Source organism: Desulfoplanes formicivorans (assembly GCF_001748225.1).
Taxonomy (GTDB): domain Bacteria; phylum Desulfobacterota; class Desulfovibrionia; order Desulfovibrionales; family Desulfomicrobiaceae; genus Desulfoplanes; species Desulfoplanes formicivorans.
On sequence record NZ_BDFE01000009.1, the window covers coordinates 32,469 to 55,675 of the forward strand.

Genomic DNA, 23,207 nt, shown 5'->3' on the forward strand with positions numbered 1-23,207 from the left:
TCATGGAAACAACATGTATCGCCCGGACTTCTGTTTGGTTCAGAGTCCGGGCGGTTTCTCATGACAACGCCTTCATGTTTGCAAGGAGAGGAAATGGTGCAGATTTTCACGGTCACCGGGATCACCGAAGCCGTGGCCCATACGCTGCAGGCAGAGTTTCCCTTTGTCTGGGTCCGTGGTCAGGTGACCAATCTGGCCCGTCCCGGGTCCGGACATATCTATTTTTCCCTCAAGGACCACAACGCGTCCCTGGCTGTTGTCTGGTTCAAGTCGAACCAGCAGGGCACGATGCCTTCCTCCGGGGAACGCGTTGATCCCCTGACCGGTGAAGTCCTTTCGGGTCGGGGGCTCGTGCTCCAGGAAGGCATGGACATTCTGGTTGCCGGGCGGATACAGGTCTATGCCCCCAGGGGAACGTATCAGCTGGTGGCCGAACTGGTGCAGGAGCAGGGGGTGGGCGACCTGCACCTGGCGTTTGAAGCGCTCAAGCAGAAACTGGCCGGTCAGGGATATTTTGATCCCGGCCGTAAGCAGACCCTGCCCAAACATGTTCGGCGGGTGGCCGTGGTTACCGCGCCCGGGGGAGCCGCCATTCGCGATTTTGTGAAGATCGCCCGGTCGCGGGGGCTGGGCGGACAGATCCGGGTGTATCCCTCCCTGGTCCAGGGGGACAAGGCCCCGGAATCCATCATCCATGCCATGGATCGTGTTGTTGCCGACGACTGGGCCGACATCCTCGTGCTCATCCGGGGCGGTGGATCCATTGAAGATTTGTGGGCATTCAATGACGAGTCCGTGGCAACGGCCATTTTTTCCAGCCCCCTTCCGGTTGTCTGCGGGGTAGGTCATGAAGTGGATACCACCATCGCCGATCTGGTGGCGGATGTGCGTGCGGCAACCCCCACCCATGCAGCCCAGATCATATGGCCCGAGCGCGAAACCATGATGCAAGGGCTGGACGAGTTGAGCATTCGTCTTTCCCGGGCCATGAATCAGCTCATATCCGGGTTTGAGGCCCGCCTTGGGCATCAGGAAAAGGGGCTTGACTGGCTCAGTCCCGAGACGCGCATCAACCGGATCATGGACCAGGTGAACCATGCAATCCTCGGGCTAAAACAGGCTGGCACCCAATGGATGGCCCGAAAAAGTGATCTTCTGATCAGGGAGGCCACGCGCCTTTGTACGGCTCTTGGTCCGGGATTCTGGCGCATGCATGAGCATTCCCTGCTGACCCAGGGGGATCGTCTTGCCCTCCATGGACAGGGATTTGTGGAGGCCAAGATGGCCCAAACCAGGGTTGTGCAGACCAGGCTGCAGGGGCTTGATCCCCATGCGCCCCTGCAACGGGGATATTGCCTGGTCAGAAAGGAAGACGGTTCGTTTGTGCGTGACCAAGGCGAGGTGGCTCCTGACGAGCTGGTTGAAATCCTGCCCGCTCGGGGGCGGATCGTTGCCCGTGTGGTTGATCATCAACCAGCCAAAAAGGGTTAAAGCCTGCTTCTTGTACCGTCTCGGGCATGGTGATATTTGTCCGATTTTGCCGTGACTTGATGTTTGCCGTAAATTGGCCCAAAAAACAGGTGGTGTCCGGATCCGGGTCGTGGGATGCAAGGGGGATTGATGGTTTTTAACAAGGGTTTTCTGCTGGGCCTGATACTCATGGTTTTGGGAACAGGCTCGGTACTCCATGCTGCAACCGGGGTTGAGCTGACAGCACCCCATACCGTGTACAGGGGGCAGGCCTTTGTGTGCCGGTTCACGCCGGTGAACGGGGGGAGCAACTATCAGCTGACATGGCTGGACAAGACTCTGGATGTTGCCGTGGGCGCCGGGGATCCGGTGGTGGAAGTGCTGCTGGGAGTGGGATTGACCCGCCAACCCGTAGCGGAGACTCTGGAGTTGTCCTGCATGCGGGACGCCCGCAAGCTTACCGCCCGGCAAACCATCAAGGTGGAGGACAAGGAGTATCCGGTTCAACGCCTCACGTTGCCCAGGAAGATGGTTCACCTGTCCCCGGAAAATCTTGCGCGATATCACAGAGAAAAAAAAGAGATTTCAACGATCCTGAAGGGCCGCAGCAAGGGGCGCTTCTGGTCCCTTCCCCTGACTCGACCGGTTCCAGGAGGTGTTTCTTCGGCCTTTGGGCTGCGTCGCATCATCAATGACGAGCCCCGTTCTCCTCATCGGGGAGTGGATTTCCGAGGCGGCATGGGTGTGCCTGTCAAGGCCTGTGCCGACGGCATTGTGGATCTTGTTGCCGACCACTATTTTTCAGGTCGGTCCGTGTATCTTGATCATGGCCAGGGCGTCATGAGTATGTATTTCCATCTGTCCCGCATTGATGTGAAGGAAGGACAGGTGGTGCGCAAGGGCGAGGTTGTCGGAGCCATGGGCAGGACTGGACGGGCCACAGGGCCGCATCTGCATTTTGGCTTGTATCTGCTTGGTGAACCCGTGGACCCCATGCCGTTGTTTGGCGAATAGGTGCGGGTGTACGGTTTGTGGTCATTTGAAAGGGGAAGGAACGCTTCATGGACAACACGCAGGATTCCTTTGAAAAGAAACTGACGGCGCTGCAGGACATCGTGGCCCAGCTGGAAACGGGTGAACCCGAGCTGGAAAAAGGGGTGGAACTTTTCAAGCAGGGGGTCACCCTGGCTCGAGAGTGTCGCACAGAGCTCGAACAGGCCAAAAAGGAGGTTCGGGTTCTGGTGGATAACATGTGGAAGGATTTCGATGACCAAGAGGAAGATGATGGCCGTGATTCCCGCGATTAAACAGGAACTTGCCGCACGCGGCAGTCAGGTTGAGACCTTTCTGGCGACCTGCCTGCACGATCCTGCCGTACCCGCTCATCTGACGTCGGCCATGGAGTACAGTCTGCTTGCGGGCGGCAAGCGTCTCAGGCCGGTTTTGTGCCTGACATGCGCTGCTCTTGCGGGAGAAATCATGGAGAATGTTCTTCCCTTTGCCGCAGGGATCGAATGCATTCATACCTATTCCCTGATCCATGATGACCTGCCGGCCATGGACGATGATGATCTGCGAAGGGGCAAACCCTCAAGTCACAAGCAGTTTGGCGAGGCCATGGCCATTCTGGCCGGAGACGGGCTGCACTGCGAAGCCTTTACCCTGATGCTTCAAGCCAATGTCTCGGCCGACCGTCTTGTTGCGGCCATGCGGGTCATGGCTCATGCGGCCGGAAGTCGGGGCATGGTCGGAGGGCAGGTTCTGGACATGGAATATACGGGCCGTTCGGATATTTCCCTGCAGGGGCTGCGTTCCATGCACGCCATGAAAACCGGTGCCCTGATCCGGGCGTCTTGTGAATGTGGCGTCATTCTGGGCGGAGGATCTGACCACGAACAGGCGCAGGTCCGTTGTTTTGGTGAACATCTGGGGCTGGCTTTTCAGGTGGTTGACGATGTTCTGGATGTTGTCGGTAGCGAACAGGAACTGGGGAAACCCGTTGGCAGTGATCAGGTGGCCGACAAAAACACCTATCCCCGTCATCTGGGGCTGGATGCGAGCATGGAGCTTGCCCGCACGCAGGTCAAACAGGCCTGTGATGCCCTGGCCGTATTTCATGGGCCGCACAAGGATTTTTTGACGGGTCTGGCCGAATATGTCCTGGCCCGGGCATGTTGAATCCTTTCCAACCACAAAGAGAGCAGATACTGGTATGAAGACCATGCAACAGCCGCTGTACACCCGGACCGACGGACTCGCTTCCCTCACATCTCCCACGGATATCCGGAAACTGGGGTTCGAGGAGCTTGCTTCCCTTGCCACTGAACTTCGTGAGATCATCATTCAGACGGTTTCCAGAACGGGCGGTCATCTTGCCCCGTCCCTCGGGGTAGTCGAACTGACCCTGGCACTGCTCAAGTCCTTTCATGCCGATCAGGACAGATTCATCTGGGACGTGGGCCATCAGGCCTACGCCTACAAGCTGCTGACGGGCCGTTTGGACCGCTTTCATACCCTGCGGCAGCTCGGCGGCATCAGCGGGTTTCCGCGTTGTGATGAAAGTCCGTACGATTGTTTTGGTGTTGGCCATTCAAGCACTTCCATTTCCGCTGGTTTGGGCATGGTCGTGGCCAGAGATCTGAACCGTTTGCGTCACCATGTGGTTTCCATCATCGGTGACGGGTCCATGACCGCAGGATTGGCCTACGAAGGCCTCAATCAGGCCGGAGGGTTGGAGAAAAATTTCATTGTTGTCCTCAACGACAACGAGATGTCCATTTCCAAGAACGTTGGGGCCCTGTCATCCTTCCTGAGCAAGCGGTTTGCTTCCCGTTGGGTCATGCGGCTCAAAAAGGAAACCGAGGCGTGGATCAACCAGATTCCCAAAATCGGCACCGAACTTGTGGGCTATCTCAAGCGGGGCGAGGATTCCTTCAAGGGCTTCTTCACGCCGGGCATGCTGTTTGAGGCCTTTGACTTTACCTATGTGGGACCCATCAATGGTCATGACATTCGAGAACTGGTTTCCGTGTTCAATCGGGTCAAGCAGCTGGAAGGCCCCATCCTCGTCCATGTGTTGACCAAAAAGGGCAAGGGGTACGAGCCTGCGGAAAAAAATCCCACCCATTTCCACGGTGTGGGCTGCTTCGAGCCTGAAACAGGGAAGGCCAAAAAATTCGCGGCCTGTTCCCTGCCGTCGTATACTGATATTTTTGGCAAGACCCTGTGTGAGCTGGCCGCCAAGGATGACAAGATTGTCGCCATTACCGCGGCCATGCCCGAAGGCACGGGGTTGACCCATTTTGCCCGGACCTTTCCCGACAGGTTTTTTGATGTGGGCATTTGCGAACAGCATGCAGTGACGTTTGCTGCGGGTCTGGCCGCCCAGGGGTTCAAGCCGGTGGTGGCCATTTATTCCACCTTTTTGCAACGGGCCTATGACCAGATTGTCCACGATGTCTGCCTGCAGAACCTGAACGTGACTTTGTGTCTCGACCGGGGTGGGCTGGTGGGCGAGGACGGCGCCACCCACCATGGGGTGTTTGATTTTGCCTACCTTCGACATATACCCAACATGTCGATCATGGCCCCCAAGGACGAGGCCGAACTGGCAACCCTTTTGCGAACGGCCATAGCCCATCCCGGTCCTGCTGCCCTGCGCTATCCCCGCGGTGTGGGTACGGGTGCTGTCCCGGACAGGAACGGGGTGTCCATCCCCCTGGGGCAGGGAGAATTGATCAAGGATGGAACGGATGGCTGTGTCATTGCCGTGGGCAGCAGGGTACATCCGGCCCTGGAGGCGATCCAGGAACTCGAGGCCGAGCACAAGTGCTCTTTTGCCTTGTACAATCTTCGTTTTGTCAAGCCCTTGCCCCAGAAGGACCTTGTGGATCTGGCCGGCCGTTTTGCCTCGTTTGTGCTGGTGGAGGAAGGTACGCTGGCTGGCGGAATGAGCTCTGCGGTGCTGGAATGCTGGACAGACCATGGTGTACTGAATGGTCAAGCCATCAAACGGCTGGGCATACCTGACGTGTTTGTGGAACATGGGGCGCAAAAGGATCTTCGGCGGTTGGTGGGGATCGGCAAGCAGGGCATCAGGAAAGCCTGTCTGGCAATGACAGCTGGATAGAAGGAAGACATCGTATCCTTCCCGGGAACGTGTTGTGTTGACGGGCAAAAAATTGTATGCCCGCATGTGGTTGGGTACATCGGCCAATACAACCCGGAGGAGGCATGGGAAGGATGCTTGATGCGTGGCGTGGTTTGCACGGGGGGATGAAAACCCTCGTTATTCTGCTAGGCCTTTTTGTGGTATACACGGCCCTGGGCTTCATGGCCGTGCCACCCATTGCCCAATCGGTTCTGAGTGCCAGGCTGGAACAGGCCCTGTCCCGGCGAGTGGTCATTAAAAAAATAGAATGCAACCCCCTGACCTTGCGGGCGCAGGTTCAGGGGGTTGTCGTGTATGGTACGGACAACAGCACCGTTGAGATGTCTCTGGATCGCCTTGACGTGGATGTGCAGGCCGTGTCGGTTTTTCGCGGCGCCATTGTGGTCAAACGGCTTGTTCTGGATACTCCTTCGGTATTTGTTCATGTTCTGGATGCCTCCGGCCGGACCAATCTGACGGATCTGGTTGCTGGTGACGGCAATCAGGAACCCGAGCCCGAAGAGTCATCAGAAGCCGGGTCGCTTTTCCCGGTGATCATCAGGGATTTTGCCTGCATCAATGGCACCCTGCGCGTGCAGGACGATCCCAGGTCCGTGAACCATCTGATCGACGGGATCGAACTGTTTGTGCCCTATTTTTCAACCCATTCCAAAGATCTTGGAACCCAGATCCTTCCTCGTCTTGCGTTTCGTCTCAACAAGACTCCCTTTGAGATCCAGGGAACATCCACCCCCTTTGCCTCTTCCCGACGTACGGAATTCGATCTGAGCGAAGCCGGGCTCGATCTGACCGCTTTCTGGAAGTACGTGCCCATCGGCCCTCAGCTTACCCTTGTTTCGGGTCGGGCCACTACCGACCTTTCCCTGCTGATCGAAGAGTCCGACACGGGCGATCACCCCCTGAGTCTGTTTCTCGCAGGCCAGATCGAGCTGGATGATGCCCAGCTGAGCCATCAGCGGGACGGAACCATCCTTTCCTGTCACAAACTGGTGGTCCCGGTAACGCGGTTCGACTGGCTGCGCCGGGAAATCGCCTTTGCCAACATTCGTGTCCAGGACCCCTTTGTTGCCGTGATCCGCGAGAGCGCGGACGTGATCAACTGGCAGCGGTATGTTCAGGAGATCCAGGGGAGGGTGCCCGGCGGGAACAACACCACGGCAGCTGCTGGCCCGGACCAACCGTCCATGGACATCAGTGCCTCCTCCATTCTGGTGGAAAATGGTCGGATTCATTTCAGGGACAAGGTGGTGGATCAGGGATTTGAAACGGATATTGCTCCCTTGAACGTGGAGATCAGGGATTTTGATACCCGGGCCCAGGCTGTTTCCCGGGTCCGGCTGGATGCAGGGACCAGTCAGGGAGCCTCTCTGGCCCTCACGGCCGATGTGGTGGTGACCCCGTTTGCCTGCAACGGTACCACCAGCCTGGACAATGCGACCATACCGGCCTTTGCTTCCTATTATGCCCGGTATCTCCCCTTGGAATTGTACCGGGGTCAAGGCCGGATTGCTTCGGGATTTGTCATCACACAGGACAATGGCCTGGATATGCAATGGAACAATGTCCAGGTGCATCTTGCCGACATGCAGTTGCGCAAACCCGGTGCTCCCAAACCGTGCATCGGCTTCGACACCCTTTCCCTGGAGGGGGGCAGCATTGATCTGACAGGGCGTCGTGTGGGGTTTGTCCATGCCATGTTGACGGTCCCGCGGGTGGTGCTTGAACGGGATTCCCACGGGAAGGTGGACCTTGTGACCCTGTTTGCCGGGCATGCCCGGCAGGCCAATGGGGAAACACCACCGGCAGAAGACGTGCCCGCAGAATCCGTTCCCTGGCAGATTGCCATTGGGCAGGTGCACTGTGCCGACGGGTATGTGGAATTCAGGGATCATGCGGTGAAGCAAAGAGTTGTGAACCAGGTCGGGGATGTGGACCTGGACCTTGTCGGAGTGAGCACGGATCCCGAGCAGTCCGTCGGGTTTACCCTGGCCGCGGTTGTCAACCAGGGCGGGACCGTCCGGGCCAAAGGCACGGTGATTCCCGCAACCCTTGGTTCGACGGGGGATCTGGATATATCGCGACTCGGCATTGCCCCCATAACCCCCTATCTTCCCGAATCCATGCACATTGACGTGGGAAGTGGGCGCTTGGATCTTGCCGGAAGCTGGGATTTCGCGGGGCAGAAGAGCATGACCGGTACCATCCGGGGAAATATCCGCATGGCCGATGTCATGTTCAGCGAATCCGGAAACAAAAGCAGACTGGCCGGGTTTGACGCCCTTGAGGTGAATGGGATCCAACTGGGCCTTGAGCCCCGCGTCCTGTCCGTGGACCGTGTTGTTGTAACCAGTCCGGATATGATCCTGGCCAAAGACGAGCAGGGCATCCTCAATCTGGCCCGGGTGTTGGGCGGCACAAACCGGGACAGGGATTCTCCGTCATCCAAGACCACCGCGCAAGGAAACACACAGCCCTACTGGTTTCGGGATATGGACATCAACAGGGTGCAGGTCTCCCAGGGACGGGTCGATTTTCACGATCACTCCCTGTCTCCGCATTTTACGGTCAATCTGGACAAGATCAGTCTTGATCTTCGTCATGTATCCCTGGATCCCGCCAAGCGGGCCCAACTGGATCTGAACGCCACCCTGAACGATCATGCCCCTGTCTCCCTGCGTGGGGACATCAGTCCGTTGCGTCAGCCTGTTGCCTCGAATCTGCTGGTGCGTCTTTCCCACATGGACATGACCAGCCTGACTCCCTACACCCTCAAGTCCCTGGCCTATCCCATTGTGCAGGGCAAGCTGAACTGGAACGGGAAATTCGTTACCGAGGCGAATGTGCTTGATGCGACCAACACCTTTTTTGTTCAGCAGTTTCAACTGGGGGACAAGGTGGACTCGCCCGATGCCGTGAATGTGCCCATCAAGCTCGGGCTGGCTTTGCTTCAGGATGGCAACGGCGATCTGACCCTGGATGTTCCCGTGCATGGCCGGCTGGATGATCCCCAATTCCGTCTCGGCGGGCTGATTTTCAAGGCCATTATCGGCATTTTTTCCAAGATTGCCACGGCACCCTTCGCCCTTATCGGGGCCATGTTCGGCGGAGGGGATGACTTGAGTCATCTTGATTACGGCCCCGGCCAATCCATGCTTTCCCCGGCAAGCAGGATCAAGCTGGATACCATGATAACGGCCCTGACCAAGCGGCCCAAACTCAGGGTTTTTGTTTCGGGTATGGTTGATGCGGATGCGGATCGCCTGGCCCTTGAACACGACGCCTTCATGCGCAAGCTCAAGGAGAGGAAACATGATGCGGGCAAGGACAAGGCGTTGGACGTCAACAAGGTGACCATTGCCCCGGATGAGTACATGACCTGGCTGTTTGAGGCCTACAAGGCAACGCCGGGCAAAAAGCCGCGCAGGTTCGGCAGGGTGGTCCGGCCCAGTCAGGAGGCCATGGAGCAGGCGGTCCGCCAGCACATCTCCATCGGGCAGGACGATCTTTTGGATCTGGCCAATCAACGAGCACGCGGCGTGCAGCAGTATCTTCTGGAAAAGGGAAATATTGCCCCGGACCGGGTTTTTGTCACCTCTTCGAAATTTGCTTCAGGAGATGAAGACCAGCCCGGTATGCGGGTTGACCTGTCTTTGGGAAAATGAATGCTTCAATGCAGTGTATCCTGACCCCTTTGGAAGAAGCCTTTGGAAAGGGAACGCCACCGCCGTTGCATGGATCAATACAGGATCGGATGGGCATGACAAGGCAACGCTCTGTTCCTGACCGGTCACGAGGATGGTCATGATTTGACGGGAACAGAGGGGAAAGGTAGATTCCGGACTTTGAGCAACCCGGTCACGCACGTTGCAATGGTTTTCCCATGGGCGTGCGGCGCGGACAGCACTTCCTGGAGGGAGTATGAATATCTGGATATTGACCCTGTGCGGGTTCCTTGTCGGCGGGCTCATTGCCTATGCCCTGTACAAGAATATAAACGGAAACTGGTAGAGCAAAGGCGATGCCGGGTTGCATTTGAGGCGGTCGAATTGATTGTGTGGGCCGGGGTGCTTGTCCAAACAGGTCGGGCCCCACGTGAGCAGGCAAGAGAACATGATGATCATGATGCGAGGAGACAACGTGGCAACGAGTGAAGCAAGCAAAAAATTCAAATTCATGTGTGATGAAATCGAGGGCTATCTTTTTGATATCAGGCGGGCCATGGATATTTATGAAGGACTGGTGCGCAGGGAAAGTCCGGAATCTGCCATTGAGGTGCGCAAACAATTCGACGCGGTGATCCAGCGGATCAATGCATTGCGTGACGCAGGCCGGTCCATGGAGTTGCCCGAAGGTCTGGAACCTCTCAAGGAATCCGTGGCCTTGTGCAAGGATGCCTTGAAGCGGGTCAAGGTCGGGGTGAATCAGTTTTCCCAAACCGAGATCCATGTCGAACCGCATTGAACCACGGTTCGACTCCTTTTATACAGATCCGTCAGCGCGGTCGTCCCCCAGGTTCGGGACGGCCGCGTTTTTTTCATGCCTGGCATTGTCCTGGACTAGAACTGTTCGCTCATTCCGACCAGTTCCTGACTGAATGTTTTGGGCAGGGTGATGGTTACTGAGGTACGATCCGTGCTCTGCTTGAAGGAGATGTATCCCCCGATGTTTTTGACCATTCTGTAGGTGGCAGCCATGGAGTTGTCCTGTTCCTTTTCAAAGGGAAGCACACTCAATCCGGGATGTTTGAGCTCCTTGATGCTCGGGGCGATGGACACGGTGATGCCGACATGCTGGCTGGTTGCGTGGGAAGCAAAACGGATGCGCCCATGGCGGGCCTGGGGGACGATCTGGGAGATCAGGCTGATGAGGATCTGCCGGATGGTGTTTTCATCGGACATGATGGGGGGGATGTTTGGGGTGAGGTCCATGCTGTGGTCCACCTGGTGCCTGATAAAGAGTTCCTTGAGCATGCCAATGGAAGACATGAGCAGATCGTTAATCTGGCACGATGTGGGGGAAAAGGAAACCGGGCGGATATACTCGTCCACGTTGGCAAGAAGTTCCTCGAGTTTTTTGGCTTCGCTCAAGACGATTTCGGCTTCCTTGATGTCCGGATACTTGTTGTGGAGTATGCGCGCAAAGCCACCCAGAGACATGAGGGGGTTGCGAAATTGGTGGGCGATTTCCGTGGACATGGTACCCAGAAGGTTCAGTTTTTCCCGCTGTACCAGAACCTCTTCGAGAAAATGGTGCTCTGTGACATCCAAAAGCACGCCTTCGATGCGGCGGGGTGTCTGGGGGTTGTCCGGGTTGACCAGAACAATGGATTTGGCCTGGAGATGGATGAAGTATCCCTGCTTGTGCTTGAATCTGAATTCCAGGGAGAACGGAGTGGTTGACTGCCGAAAGCAGGTGGTGAAGGACCGGATGATCTCTTTGCGATCCTCTTTGGGGATGCGCTGAAAGAAAAGACCCCGTTTTTCCATGAGTTCGTGAGCGGAAAACCCAAGGATGGCCTGGCTGGTCCGGTTGATGAAATCTATGGAGAAATCCTTGCGCAGGGCAAAGATGATGATGGGCAGGTTCTGGACAAGCTGACTGTACCGTTCTTCCACCTGTTTGATCTGTTCCTTGAGCTCCTTTTTTTCCAGACAGTTGAGGATGGTTGCCTTGAGCATGTCCATGCTCAGGATGGGCTTGGTCACATAATCCCATGCCCCGGCCTTGAAGGCCGAGATGACGTCCGCGATGTTGTTCCTTCCGGAAACAATGATCACGGGTACATCGGGGTCCTGCTCCCTGATGGCCCTGAGCACGCTCAACCCGTTCATGCCGGGCATGGTCAGGTCCAGCAGGACCATGTCCGGGTGTTCCCTGGCAAAGGTTGCAAGACCTTCTGCGCCGCTGGAGGCCATAAGGGGCGTGAATCCATTGTCCTCGAGCCATTCCACCAGAGTTTCCCGGATGATCTGGTCATCTTCTATGGTCAGTACGGTATGCTCCATAATCCGTTCTCCGGTTGCCCGTTATTCCATTCCCCCTAGTTGGCGCAGGGGAGGATGACATAGAAATTGTTTCCCATTTGGGTTGGTTCGTATCCCACCTTGCCTCCGTGAAGCTCCACAATCTGTTTGGCGAAGAAGAGTCCATGTCCTGAGCCGGGTTCGTTTTGGGTGGCTTTGCACCTGAAATTGGATTCAAAGAGCCAGCTGCGTTCTTCCGGAGGGATGTGGGGGCCGGTGGAAAAAACATTGGGTTTGATGGCGTCTTTGCCCGGACCGAAATAGTCGGGGAGCTTTTCCCATCCATAGGAAATGAATTTGTGGGGCCTGCCGTCGGGCCCGATGACCTCGCGTGTATATTTGGCCGCATTGGAGAACAGGTTGGCAAAGACCTGACTCAACAGCCCGATATCGGCCACCAGCATGATGTCCTCATCAGGAATGCCGCCGAGTTTCGTGTCCACGGCAATGTTTTTTTGTTCAAAATGGGGTCGGAAATGCTCAAGCTGGGGATCGATGATCTTTTTCTTGAAATTGCAGGCCTGTTTGAGCAGGACATAGCGTCCCTTTTCAAAATGACTCCGTCTGAGCAGGGTTTCCAAAAACAGGCTCGATCTGGTGTAGTGACTGTACATCTCACGATAATGGTCCATGAGTGCGTTGACACTCCTGTCCAGACCTCCCAGCGCGGTATCCAGGTGATGAATATTCGTTTTCTGGAGATTTGATTCCAGTTGCCAGGTCAGATTGCGCAACCGTTCCCTGAGTTCGTCCAGCCGTTTTTTGAGTTTGTTGAACAGGAGTTTGAAGTACATGTTGGGCACAATGACATTGTGGCCAATGTCCTGAACAAGGCTCTTGATAAAACGCAAATGTTCCTGGTTGGTAAAATTCAGAATCTTGTTGTGGGTTTGAAATCCCACCCGGTTGGCGTATTTTTCGAAAAAGAAACGTTCGTGTTCGGTCAGAGGGCGGGAGGCGGTCAGTTCGAGAATACCGATGACATCCTTGTTTTTGGGTACAAAGGGAAGCTGGGCCGTGAGCATGTGTTTGCATCGCACGGGCAGGATGAACCGGTTGCCCTGCTGCCAGGGAGTCCAGGAAAAGGCCTGGGGTTCCTTCCAGACGTCAGCAACGCAATCATCGCCGATGGTCGAGCTCTTGATGATGAATTGTCCCTTGGCGTCAAGGATGTAGAGGGATGCGTCAATACCGAATATGGCCTTGGGGGTGCAGACCGCCAGGGTGTACAAATCGTCGAGGGAGTTGAACTCCTGGGCCAGGTCGAAGAAAATGGCCAGGGTGTGGATCTGTTCCCTGGTGAAGTGATAATGCCGGTAATTGGCGATTTTTTGACGGATGCGTTCGTTAACCGTGTCCTGACGTTTTTGTGCCTGGGGATCGTTTATCTCTTTACAGAACGAAAGGCTTTGCATACGCATACCCCTTTGCCCTTGCAGGTGAGTGAATGCTCCCTGGTTATCCCAGATTGCTGGATGTTACAATCCTTTTTGAGCCTTTGATGGCCACCCGATCATCAAAGGCTCGGGAAGCGGGCCGCCTTGCCTTTTCTTTTGTATTCTTTTTATCCATCCATTTTATCCATCCGTGGCCGCTGAGCCATTGAATACTATGCAATCCTCCTTATCACCTCTACCCAAAGCGTGTACCCATGTCCGGGCCAACGGCAAGGACATCTATCTCGTGGGAACGGCCCATGTTTCCAGGGAAAGTGTGGAAGACGTCAGCACAAGCATCAAGACGATCCGTCCGGATGCCGTTTGCGTGGAACTCTGCGAGGCCAGATACCGATCCATGACCAACCGGGACAACTGGAGGAGCATGGACATTTTCAAGGTCATCAAGGAAAAAAAGACCTTGTTCGTGCTCGCGCAGCTCATGCTTGCCTCGTTCTACCGGAAGATCAGTGAAAAGCTCGGGGTGCAGCCTGGTGCGGAAATGATGGAAGGAGTCCGGCAGGCTGGTCTTGTGGGGGCTGATCTGGTGTGTGCCGATCGCAATGTGGAGATTACCCTCAAACGGGTCTGGGGCTATCTTGGTTTTTTCAGCAAGGTGAAGATGCTTTGGCAGCTTGTGGCCGGCATTTTTGTCAGCGAAGACATTGATGAAACAACCATTGAAGAGATCAAGCAGCAGGACCAGATGGAAGGGCTGATGGCCTCCCTTGCGTCGTCCCTGCCCGAGGTCAAGAAGCGGCTCATTGACGAACGGGATGTCTACCTGAGTCAGAAAATCCGTTCGGCCCCCGGGGATACCGTGGTTGCCGTTGTGGGCGCCGGGCATGTTCCGGGCATTCTCGAACATATCCATGAGGAGCACGACCTTGCTCCCCTGGAGGAGCTCCCCCCCCAGGGACACGCCAAAACGATCATCAAGTGGGTCATTCCCGCGCTCATTCTCCTTGTTTTGATTCTGGGGTTTTTCAAGGGAGGTGCCGAGCATTCCATGCAGTCGGTGTATATCTGGTTTCTGGTGAACGGAACCCTGTCGGCTGCAGGGACCGCCCTGGCCCTGGCCAATCCGTTGACCATTCTGGCCACGTTTCTTGCCGCGCCCCTGACAAGCATGAATCCCCTCATTGCCGCGGGCTGGGTGGCCGGGCTGGTACAGGCCTGGGTCAAGAAACCCACGGTGGCCGATCTGGAGGACATTCCCCGGGCCATTGGTTCGGTCAAGGGGTTCTGGAAGAATCCGGTCTGCCGGATTCTTCTGGTGGTTGTTCTGGCCAATGTGGGCAGTTCTCTGGGCACGTTCATCGCCGGCAGCTGGATCACGGCAAGGATTTTTTAATCTGTTGACAAAAAAATCCTTGACCGGTGTCACTGATTTCTATAAACACGCATTTCTTCAGACGGTGGATGTAGCTCAGTTGGTAGAGCTCCTGGTTGTGGCCCAGGTGGCCGCGTGTTCAAGTCACGTCATCCACCCCACAAACAAAAGACCTGTACGTACACGTGCAGGTCTTTTTTGTTGCCCGGGATCAAGGTTTCCCGGGAGGAATCCGCACAACCAGTCCGTTCATGTGCTGTGGGCTTCGGGTTGTTGCGTTGCAGGTAAAACCGCCGGTTATCGTGTGTGAATTCGGGAGCTGACGATCGGGCGTCCTCTGTCGGCCCGGCCTGCAGCGATGGCAGGCCCATCATGGACAGGTCTATTTAACAAATGACTTTTAACTGATTTTGGAGTAGAGAATTGACCTTTGGAAACGCTTTCAAGACTCCTGATTTCAACCAGATCAAGGCCGTTCTCATGGACCAACTCGTTATAGAAGGAGGTTACCCCCTGTTTGGAGAGGTAACCATCAGCGGGGCCAAAAATGCAGCCCTGCCCATTTGTATCGCTTCCATTCTGTGTGATGGCGAGGTGCAGCTCACCAAGATTCCGCGACTGCGTGATATTGCAACAACCATCAAGCTCCTTTCCCTGTTGGGATGCTCTCTCAGGCAGGAAGAAAATCGTGTCTGGGTGAGGGCGGACAACCTGGTCCCCGATGCCCCGTATGATCTGGTGCGGACCATGCGTGCGTCCGTGCTGTGTCTGGGTCCCTTGCTCAGCAGACTCGGGCAGGCTAGGGTTGCTTTGCCCGGAGGATGCGCCATTGGCGCCCGTCCTGTTGATCTTCATCTCAAGGCCCTGGAAAAAATGGGGGCCCGGTTCGAACTTGAAGGGGGCGATATTACCGGCTATTGTAACCGGTTGCATGGTGCACGCATCCATTTTGACTTCCCCACGGTGGGAGGGACCGAAAATCTGCTCATGGCCGCCACCCTGGCCTCGGGCGAAACGGTTCTGGAAAACGCGGCCAAAGAACCGGAAGTGGTTGATCTGGCGCATTTTCTGATCGACTGTGGTGCGAGGATCGAAGGCCACGGGACCAGTGTCATCAGGATTCAGGGGGTCGACCGTCTTGAGGGCTGTTCCTATGAGGTCATGTCCGATCGCATTGAAGCAGGCACCTACATGGTTGCCGCCGGCATCACCGGGGGCGAGCTTTCCCTGGCAGCGTGTCCTTTTGCCGAACTCGAACCCGTTGTGGCCAAGCTGCGGGAAATGGGGATGCACATCCAGGAGGTCGGGGACAGGGTGGTTGTCAAGAGTAACGGCGTCTTGGAGTGTGTGGATGTGGAAACCATGCCCCATCCGGGGTTTCCCACGGATATGCAGGCGCAGCTCATGGCCCTTATGTGTCTTGCCCAGGGATCGGGCGTGATCACGGAAAATATTTTCGAGAACCGGTTCATGCATGTCCTCGAGCTGGTCAGGCTGGGGGCGGATATCAAGCTCTCGGGGAAGACCGCCCATATCCGCGGGGTGAAACGCCTCAACGGGGCTCCTGTCATGGCCTCGGATTTGAGGGCCAGCGCTTCCCTTGTGCTTGCCGGACTTGCAGCCAAAGGCACGACCACGGTCCGCCGGATCTATCATCTTGATCGTGGTTACGAGACCATGGATGTCAAGCTTGCCAGGGTCGGTGCCCATATCAGACGCGAACAGCAACCGTAGTTTTCGGCATGTTCCCTACGATGCCGTGATTTGTCAGTCTATTTCATTCACAACCCCAATCATGGAGGAAAAAAGATGCAAAGGATTGCCATTGTCTTGCTCGCCGGGCTCATGCTCTGCTGCCTGGCCGGAAACGCTGCGGCCAAGAAACTTGTGGTCGCCTGTGACACTGCGTTCATGCCCTTTGAGTACAAGGATACCAAGACCGGGAAGTACGTGGGCTTTGACATTGATCTCTGGGATGCCGTGGCCAAGGACCTCGGCCTGGAATACGAACTGCAGCCCATGGCCTTTAACGGGATTGTTCCCGCCCTGCAGACCGGAAATGTGGATGTGGGCATTGCCGGCATGACCATCAAGTCCCAGCGCATGGAAGTCATTGACTTTGCCTATCCGTATTATCAGTCCGGACTGCGCCTTTTGGTCAGAAGCGACAACACGGACATCAAGAGCGTGGAAGATCTGAAGGACAAGGTTGTTGCCACCAAGATCGGCACCAGCAGTGTGGATTTTGTCAAACCCTATACCACCAAGCCCATCCGCAAGTTCCAGGATCAGGATGCCGCATTCATGGAACTTCGAAGCGGTGGTGCTGATGCGGTCATCTTCGACAAGCCTGTTGTGGAATACTATGCCAAGGATGCCGGCAAGGATGCGGTCAAGGTTGTTGGCCCCGTGTACGCCGGTCAGTATTACGGCATCGGGTTCCCCCAGGGCTCTCCCCTTCGCAAGAAGGTTAGCATTTCCATCCTCAAGCTGATGGAATCGGGTGAGTATGCCAAGATCTACAAGAAGTGGTTTGGCGTTGATCCTCTCTAAACCATGGTTTTTTCTGGTGCGGCAAACAGGTTTGCCGCACCAGCATTTTTTTTCGCAGACAGGACCAGGCCCGGAGCCCGGCAGGGCATGATGACTTTCTGAAGCATATTTTCAGAACGTACACGGGCCCTTGTCTTGTGTGTTTTTGATGTCAAATGCCAAGCAGTTTCAAGGATCGTTATGGGTAATTTTCAATTCAAGTTCGAAGCAATCTGGGAAGCCATCCCCATTCTTCTTCAAGGGGTCGAGTTGACCATTCTCATCGCTCTGGTGGGGCTTTTTGCAGGCTTCATCCTGGGAGCCATAACCGGGCTGTGCAGAATTTCGCAAAACTGGTTCCTGCACAAGCTGGCTGGCGCGTATATTGAAACCATTCGCGGGACTCCGCTCATTGTTCAGGTCATGTTTTTGTATTTCGGGCTGCCCCTGGCCCTTGGGATGCGTATCCCTCCCCTGACAGCGGGTATTGTGGCCATTGCCGTGAACGCGGGGGCCTATATCGCGGAAATCGTTCGCGGTGCCGTCCAGTCCATCAGTCTGGGCCAGTATGAAGCCGGGCGGTCCATCGGGCTCACCCGGGGGCAGACCATGGCCTTTGTCATCTGGCCCCAGGCCTTCAAGCGCATGATTCCTCCCCTGGGCAACCAGTTCATCATCAGTCTCAAGGATACGTCTCTGCTCGTGGTCATTGGCGTGGGCGAACTGACCCGCAGCGGTCAGGAGATCATTGCCACCAATTTCAGGTCCTTTGAGATCTGGCTCACCGTGGCCGTCATGTATCTTGTTCTGACCATGACCATCTCCAAGATTCTTTCCATTGTGGAGCACAGGCTGGTTTTTGCCAGAAGATAGCTTGCCGCGTATGCGCTTGGCCCGGGACGCTGCCCTCCGGCAGAACCTGTCCGGCCGACGCATGCGGAGACCCTTGCAACAAGACGCCTGTCAATATGACGGGCGGGCAACCCAAGTAGGATGTTATGGTACGGATTGAAAATCTCATCAAACGATTTGGCGAACTGGAGGTGCTTCACGGTGTTGATCTCCATGTCAAGGCTGGCGAAGTGGTGGTCATCATCGGGCCGAGCGGTTCCGGCAAGAGCACGCTGCTTCGGTGCGTGAATCGTCTTGAAGATATCACGGACGGCCGGGTCATTGTGGACGGACATGATCTGGCGGACAAGAACACCAATATGAATCTGGTGCGGGCCGAGGCTGGCATGGTCTTTCAGCAGTTCAATCTGTTCCCGCACATGACCGTGCTCAAAAACGTGACCCTGGGACCGATCAAGGTCCGCAAGATGGGCCGGGCCGAGGCCAGGACCCTGGGGACCAAGCTTCTTGCCAAGGTCGGTCTCGGGGACAAGGCCGATGTCTATCCCGATCAGTTGAGTGGAGGTCAGAAACAGCGGGTGGCCATTGCCCGTTCATTGGCCATGAATCCCAAGCTGATCCTGTTTGACGAACCAACAAGCGCCCTGGACCCGGAACTCGTGGGCGAGGTCTTGGACGTCATGAAGGATTTGGCCAAGGAAGGGATGACCATGATCGTGGTCACCCATGAGATGAATTTTGCCAAGGATGTGGCCGATCGGGTCATTTTCATGGATGACGGTCGGGTAGTGGAAGAAAATGATCCTGAACAATTTTTTGCCAATCCCCAGAACGAACGCACCCGGGAGTTTTTGGGCAAGGTCGAGGATCACTAGCGGGTAGACGGGTGGCGGGGCATGTTGGCCGCTTCCCGTCCCCCTTGAGTCTACACCCCTTCCTTTTTCCTGCACCCCTTCCCGTTTCCATGGAGAATGCTGTTTCCATGACCCTTCCCCTGTCCCTCCCCATGCTGGCCCTGATCGGGCGGGTAGTCACCTTGGGTGTGGAGCGGATCGTGGTCAAGAAGATGGGCTCACGAGCCGATTCCTCCTGTTCCACGTTCCTGTTCTTTTTTGTCGGCGCCCTGTTCCTGCTACCCTTTGTCCTGTTTGAACGATTCGGGGAATGGGATTTCCTGTCCCGGGCCTTTGTCAGCGGCCTGTTCTATTCCGTGGCCTTTGTCTGTTATATCCGGTCCCTTTCCCTGGAAGAGGCTTCACTGGTCAGTCCGCTTTACAATTTCAATATCGTTTTTCTGGCCGTCATCGCGTTCATCTTTCTGGGCGAACCGCTGACCCTGTACAAGTGGTTGGGGCTCGCGCTGCTTTTGTACGGGGCCTCCCATCTGAATCGCAACGGTCTTGCCCATACCACGTTTGTCCAGTCCATGCGCGGATTGCTGCACAATACAGGTTGTCGCTTCATGATGGCTGCTTCCCTGCTCATTGCCGTGGGCCGGGTCATCGACAAAAGCAATATGCAGACAACCCCTCCCCTTGTATACTGCTTCTTTCTCTACCTGATCATTGCCGGTTATGTGCTGGTCTATGTACTCATGAGAAAACGGTTCACGGGTATCGTCCGCATCATGCAGGAACAGCCCTGGACCGCTCTGGCCAGCGGAGCCATCAATGCCTATTCCTATCTTTTTCTGCTCGTGGCCATCACCTCCATTGACGTGAGCGTTGCCGAACCCGTGTCCATGCTCGGCATGATCGTCACCCTGTTTCTCTCCAAATGGTTTTTGCAAGAAGATGTGAGTAAACGCTGGTTTGCGGTTCTGGTCATGCTGTCCGGGGCATGGGTCATGTTCGTGTAGCCTGCGACATGAATCATGCCTGTTGGGTTGCCCCTTTGCACGGCGTTTGATGCATGGTAGGAACAGAGTGACTCGAGGTTCACCAACAAGGTGGACAAGAGTTGCAAAAAGCTGTTCATTGGTACTGCCATGTGATCTGCATGGGAATGAAACGACCTTGAACCAGGGGGTGATCATGCTGGGAATTGCTGCGCGAGACAGGGCCATGGGCGCTATTGCGGGATGTTTCATTGGCGATGCCCTGGGAGTGGGGCCGCATTGGTACTACAATCTGGAAAAGATGCGTCAGGATTACGGGCAGTGGATCAGCGGGTATACAGCGCCCAAAAAGGGGCGGTGGCACGAGGGGTTGCAACCCGGAGACAATTCCCAGACGGGTCAGGTCACCCTGATGCTCCTGGAATCCCTGGCCTGTACAAAGGGGAAGTATGATCAGGACGATTTCACCAGCCGGATGAATGATTTGCTGGCCACCCTGGACGGGTCCATCCATGGCGGGCGAATGACGGATATTGCCATGCGCGAGCTGTGGAAGGCCTGGAGCCAGGACGGGTCATGGGAACATGCGGGATCGTATGCGGATACGGCCGAGGCCGCCATCCGGGCAACGGTCATGGCGGCAGCCTATGCCCATGAGCCGGAGCAACTGGCCGAGGTGGCTCTGAAAAATATCCACCTGACCCATAACGAACCATTCATTGCGGCCCAGTCATTGGCCTTTTGCCTGACCGTATGCGCCCTTATCCGGGATATTCCCCTGGGCAAGACCCGTATGGTTGTGCCAAAATGGGCAGAACCAACCGGATTGACTCGTTTTTTTCACGATGCCTTTATCCAGCCCGACCTGATCGCCATGGCCGCCGGCAACCCCAACATCCACATCGACCCGCCCCTGCATGTTTGTCAGCTGTTTGGGTTGCCCTGTCAGCTCGGGTTTCTGGCGCCTGCAGCGTACTATCTTGCCGCCCGCTTTCCCGATGAATTCGAGATGCCCGTGCTGTCGGCCATCAATGGCGGAGGCAATAATATGGCCCGGGCCGCCCTTACCGGCGCTCTGGCTGGCGCTCTGGTGGGATTTTCCAATATCCCAGAACGGTTTGTGGATGGCTTGCAGGACAAAATCGCCATCCTGCCCCTTGCCGAGAAAATCACCGAAAATCTGACGGTTTCATGATTCAAGTCCGCGGGGGTACTTGTGAAAGTGCCCCTGCGAAATGTCCATTGCGGCATCGCAGCGGCAGGCATCTTCTGGCCTTTCGTGAGGGTGCCTTGCGCTGTGGTGCTTGTCGGGCAATGGGCTTGACCATGGATCAATCAACGCACATCCCTTTGTGTACACATCTCAGGATACCATAGTCGTATTTGCCGCCCAAGGCCTCGAACACGGGTTTGAGCATGACCTGGCCGTTTGTTGTCAGGTCCGCAAAGGTGGTTTGGATGGCGGCCAGTTCCTGATCGCTCAGGCCCGTGACTTCCTGGACACTGATCTTGCCAAGGGCAATGGCCTGGGCAAGGTGGTTGGTGATGGTTGTTGGCTTGAGGCCCCGTTGTTCGGCTACCTGATCAATGGAGCCCAGCCTGGCGAAAAGATCGAGGGACCGGGCTTCTGTTTTGCTTAACTCCTGCCTGTCCCTGCCGGGCATGGGAGGCGGTTCTGATGCCGGAAGGTCGGGAAGGTTGGTCGGGCGTCCGTGCTGGGCTTCATGATGTGTAAGGGCATCCAGAAAAAGCTGGCCATAACGGTCCAGTTTGGTGCGGCCGATGCCATAGAGAGAACGCATGGATTCCAGGTCGGTTGGCCTGTAGGTGACCATTTCCAGAAGTGTTTTGTCCGCAAAGACCGTGTAGGGCGGGACGTTTTGCCTGCTGGCAATGTCTTTGCGCAGGTTGCGCAGGGACTCCCAGAGAATTCTGGATTCTTCGGTGGTCAATGCCATGGCGGCACGTGAACCCGAAGTTTTTTTGCTGCTTTTTGGGGGGGTGGGGTCGGTTCTGAACCTGACCTTTTTCTGCCCGCGCAGGATGGCCCAGCTTGCGTCGTTGAGCTTGAGTGCCCCGTAGTGCTCCATATCCACATACAGGGATCCGGACGACGCCAGTTGCCGGTAGACCGAGGCCCATCCCCGCTTGTCCAGTTCGGTGCCAATGCCAAAGGTGGAAACCTTGTGGTGGCCGAATTTGATAATGGGCTGGGTCGTGTTGCCCAGCAGAACTTCGGTCAGATGTCCCACTCCGAACCGCTGGCCGGTCTTGAAGATGTTGGACAGCGCCTTTTGGGCGGCAATGGTTCCGTCCCAGGTCTCAAGGGGGTGCAGGCAATTATCGCAGTTGCCACATGGTTCGGGATAGGCATCTCCGAAATAGCCCAGCAAGGCTTGTCGTCTGCACGAAGCTGTTTCCAGAAATCCCAACAATGCTTCGAGCTTGTGCCATTGGATGCGCCGTTGTTCCTGGGGAAGGGTGTTGGCCATGACCATCTGGCGAATGGCCACGATATCCCCGAATCCATAGGTCATCCAGGCGTCGGCCGGCAGTCCGTCACGACCGGCACGACCTGTCTCCTGATAATAACTTTCCATGCTTCTGGGTGGCTCAAGATGGGCCACAAAACGGATGTCCGCCTTGTCCACGCCCATGCCAAAAGCAACGGTGGCCACCATGATGATCCCTTCCTCGCGCATGAATTGATCCTGATTGGTGCGCCGGGTATGGGCGTCCATACCTGCATGGTAGGGCAGGACCTTAAGTCCTTTGTCTGCAAGCCATGAAGCGGTCTGGTCGACCTTTTTACGGCTGAATCGGTAGACAATGCCCGATTCTCCGGAATGTTCGTTGCGGATGAATTGGAGCAGCTGCTGGTGAGGATTGTTTTTGGGGATGACCGTGTACCTGATGTTGGGCCGGTCAAATCCGGTGGCAAAAACACGGGCTCTGGTCAGCCCCAGGTGTTTCTGGATATCCTTTCGGGTCGGCATGTCAGCCGTGGCGGTCATGGCCAGTCGGGGAACCTGGGAAAATCGTTCTTCCAGAATGCTCAGCCGGGTATATTCGGGCCTGAAATCATGTCCCCACTGGGAGACGCAATGGGCCTCGTCAATGGCAAACAGGGCAAGGGTGCTTTGTTCCAGAAGGTGAAGGAAACGATCGGTCAAAAGGCGTTCCGGTGCCACGTACAACAGGTCGAGGTGCCCGGCAACGAGCTGATTTTCCACGTTCACGGTTTCCTGGGCGGGCAGGCTTGAATTGAGAAAGGCCGCCTTGACTCCCATTTGCAGCAGACCGGCAACTTGATCCTCCATGAGGGCGATGAGGGGGGAAATGACAATGCCGGTCCCTGGACGGACCATGGAAGGAATCTGGTAACACAGGGATTTGCCCCCGCCCGTGGGCATGAGAACCAGCCCGTCATGACCGCCAACAACATGGGCAATGATTTCTTCCTGAAGATGGCGAAAGGTGCGGAATCCAAATGTATCATGCAGGATTTCGCGGCAGCGGCCAAGATTGGCTTGGAGGGCAGGGGGCATGGATC

17 protein-coding genes and 1 tRNA gene are annotated in these 23,207 nt (G+C 56.1%); 15 read left to right on the forward strand and 3 right to left on the reverse strand.

The annotated features are described in order from the left end of the window. The first annotated feature begins 93 nt into the window (after positions 1-93). The 7 genes from xseA to DPF_RS04030 all read left to right on the forward strand — a co-directional run bounded on the left by xseA (position 94) and on the right by DPF_RS04030 (position 10,102). Positions 94-1,491, forward strand: coding sequence for an exodeoxyribonuclease VII large subunit (xseA, locus tag DPF_RS04000; RefSeq protein WP_069857591.1), 1,398 nt, complete (start codon positions 94-96; stop codon positions 1,489-1,491). A 129-nt stretch (positions 1,492-1,620) separates the two neighbouring features. Then, positions 1,621-2,484 (forward strand): M23 family metallopeptidase, encoded by an 864-nt coding sequence (locus DPF_RS04005; protein WP_176724158.1) that lies wholly within the window; start codon positions 1,621-1,623, stop codon positions 2,482-2,484. A gap of 47 nt (positions 2,485-2,531) precedes the next feature. Further along, positions 2,532-2,777 carry an exodeoxyribonuclease VII small subunit gene (xseB, locus tag DPF_RS04010; protein WP_069857593.1) on the forward strand — a complete coding sequence of 82 codons (246 nt, stop codon included), beginning with the start codon at positions 2,532-2,534 and terminating at the stop codon, positions 2,775-2,777. Next, positions 2,737-3,648: a polyprenyl synthetase family protein gene (locus DPF_RS04015; RefSeq protein ID WP_231702126.1), complete on the forward strand. Its 912-nt coding sequence runs from the start codon at positions 2,737-2,739 to the stop codon at positions 3,646-3,648. Before xseB ends, DPF_RS04015 begins: the two co-directional genes overlap by 41 nt. Before the next feature lie 34 nt (positions 3,649-3,682). After that, on the forward strand, positions 3,683-5,599 hold the full coding sequence (dxs, locus tag DPF_RS04020) for a 1-deoxy-D-xylulose-5-phosphate synthase (protein WP_439951198.1): 1,917 nt from the start codon (positions 3,683-3,685) through the stop codon (positions 5,597-5,599). A 146-nt stretch (positions 5,600-5,745) separates the two neighbouring features. Then, positions 5,746-9,303: a DUF748 domain-containing protein gene (locus DPF_RS04025; RefSeq protein WP_069857594.1), complete on the forward strand. Its 3,558-nt coding sequence runs from the start codon at positions 5,746-5,748 to the stop codon at positions 9,301-9,303. A 475-nt stretch (positions 9,304-9,778) separates the two neighbouring features. Beyond that, entirely contained in the window at positions 9,779-10,102 is a 324-nt protein-coding gene (locus DPF_RS04030; protein WP_141721048.1) for a hypothetical protein, read from the forward strand. Between the two features lie 95 nt (positions 10,103-10,197). Here DPF_RS04030 and DPF_RS04035 read toward each other — a convergent pair whose 3' ends face one another. Together DPF_RS04035 and DPF_RS04040 are read right to left on the reverse strand one after the other, a co-directional pair. Continuing rightward, complete coding sequence (locus DPF_RS04035) at positions 10,198-11,646, reverse strand: response regulator (RefSeq protein ID WP_069857596.1); 1,449 nt, start codon at positions 11,644-11,646, stop codon at positions 10,198-10,200. Between the two features lie 35 nt (positions 11,647-11,681). Further along, entirely contained in the window at positions 11,682-13,079 is a 1,398-nt protein-coding gene (locus DPF_RS04040; RefSeq protein ID WP_069857597.1) for a sensor histidine kinase, read from the reverse strand. Positions 13,080-13,275: 196 nt separating this feature from the next. Here DPF_RS04040 and DPF_RS04045 point away from each other — a divergent pair, with 196 nt between their 5' ends. From DPF_RS04045 to DPF_RS04080, 8 genes are all read left to right on the forward strand, one after another. Next, positions 13,276-14,454, forward strand: coding sequence for a TraB/GumN family protein (locus DPF_RS04045; RefSeq protein WP_069857598.1), 1,179 nt, complete (start codon positions 13,276-13,278; stop codon positions 14,452-14,454). A 64-nt stretch (positions 14,455-14,518) separates the two neighbouring features. Continuing rightward, positions 14,519-14,594 (forward strand) — tRNA-His (locus tag DPF_RS04050). Between the two features lie 319 nt (positions 14,595-14,913). Continuing rightward, complete coding sequence (murA, locus tag DPF_RS04055; RefSeq protein ID WP_069857725.1) at positions 14,914-16,167, forward strand: UDP-N-acetylglucosamine 1-carboxyvinyltransferase; 1,254 nt, start codon at positions 14,914-14,916, stop codon at positions 16,165-16,167. 75 nt (positions 16,168-16,242) lie between these two features. Then, a complete protein-coding gene (gene glnH / locus DPF_RS04060; protein ID WP_069857599.1) occupies positions 16,243-16,986 on the forward strand; it encodes a glutamine ABC transporter substrate-binding protein GlnH in 744 nt (247 codons plus the stop codon). 180 nt (positions 16,987-17,166) lie between these two features. Beyond that, positions 17,167-17,838 carry an ABC transporter permease subunit gene (locus DPF_RS04065; protein WP_069857600.1) on the forward strand — a complete coding sequence of 224 codons (672 nt, stop codon included), beginning with the start codon at positions 17,167-17,169 and terminating at the stop codon, positions 17,836-17,838. 125 nt (positions 17,839-17,963) lie between these two features. Continuing rightward, a complete protein-coding gene (locus DPF_RS04070; protein ID WP_069857601.1) occupies positions 17,964-18,692 on the forward strand; it encodes an amino acid ABC transporter ATP-binding protein in 729 nt (242 codons plus the stop codon). A 107-nt stretch (positions 18,693-18,799) separates the two neighbouring features. Then, complete coding sequence (locus DPF_RS04075) at positions 18,800-19,675, forward strand: EamA family transporter (protein ID WP_231702127.1); 876 nt, start codon at positions 18,800-18,802, stop codon at positions 19,673-19,675. A 175-nt stretch (positions 19,676-19,850) separates the two neighbouring features. Beyond that, the gene (locus tag DPF_RS04080; protein ID WP_069857727.1) at positions 19,851-20,849 is read left to right on the forward strand and encodes an ADP-ribosylglycohydrolase family protein; all 999 of its coding nucleotides are present in this window, start codon (positions 19,851-19,853) and stop codon (positions 20,847-20,849) included. A 136-nt stretch (positions 20,850-20,985) separates the two neighbouring features. Here the strand turns inward: DPF_RS04080 and recQ are convergent, their stop codons facing one another. Next, entirely contained in the window at positions 20,986-23,202 is a 2,217-nt protein-coding gene (gene recQ / locus DPF_RS04085) for a DNA helicase RecQ (RefSeq protein WP_069857602.1), read from the reverse strand. Positions 23,203-23,207: the final 5 nt, after the last annotated feature.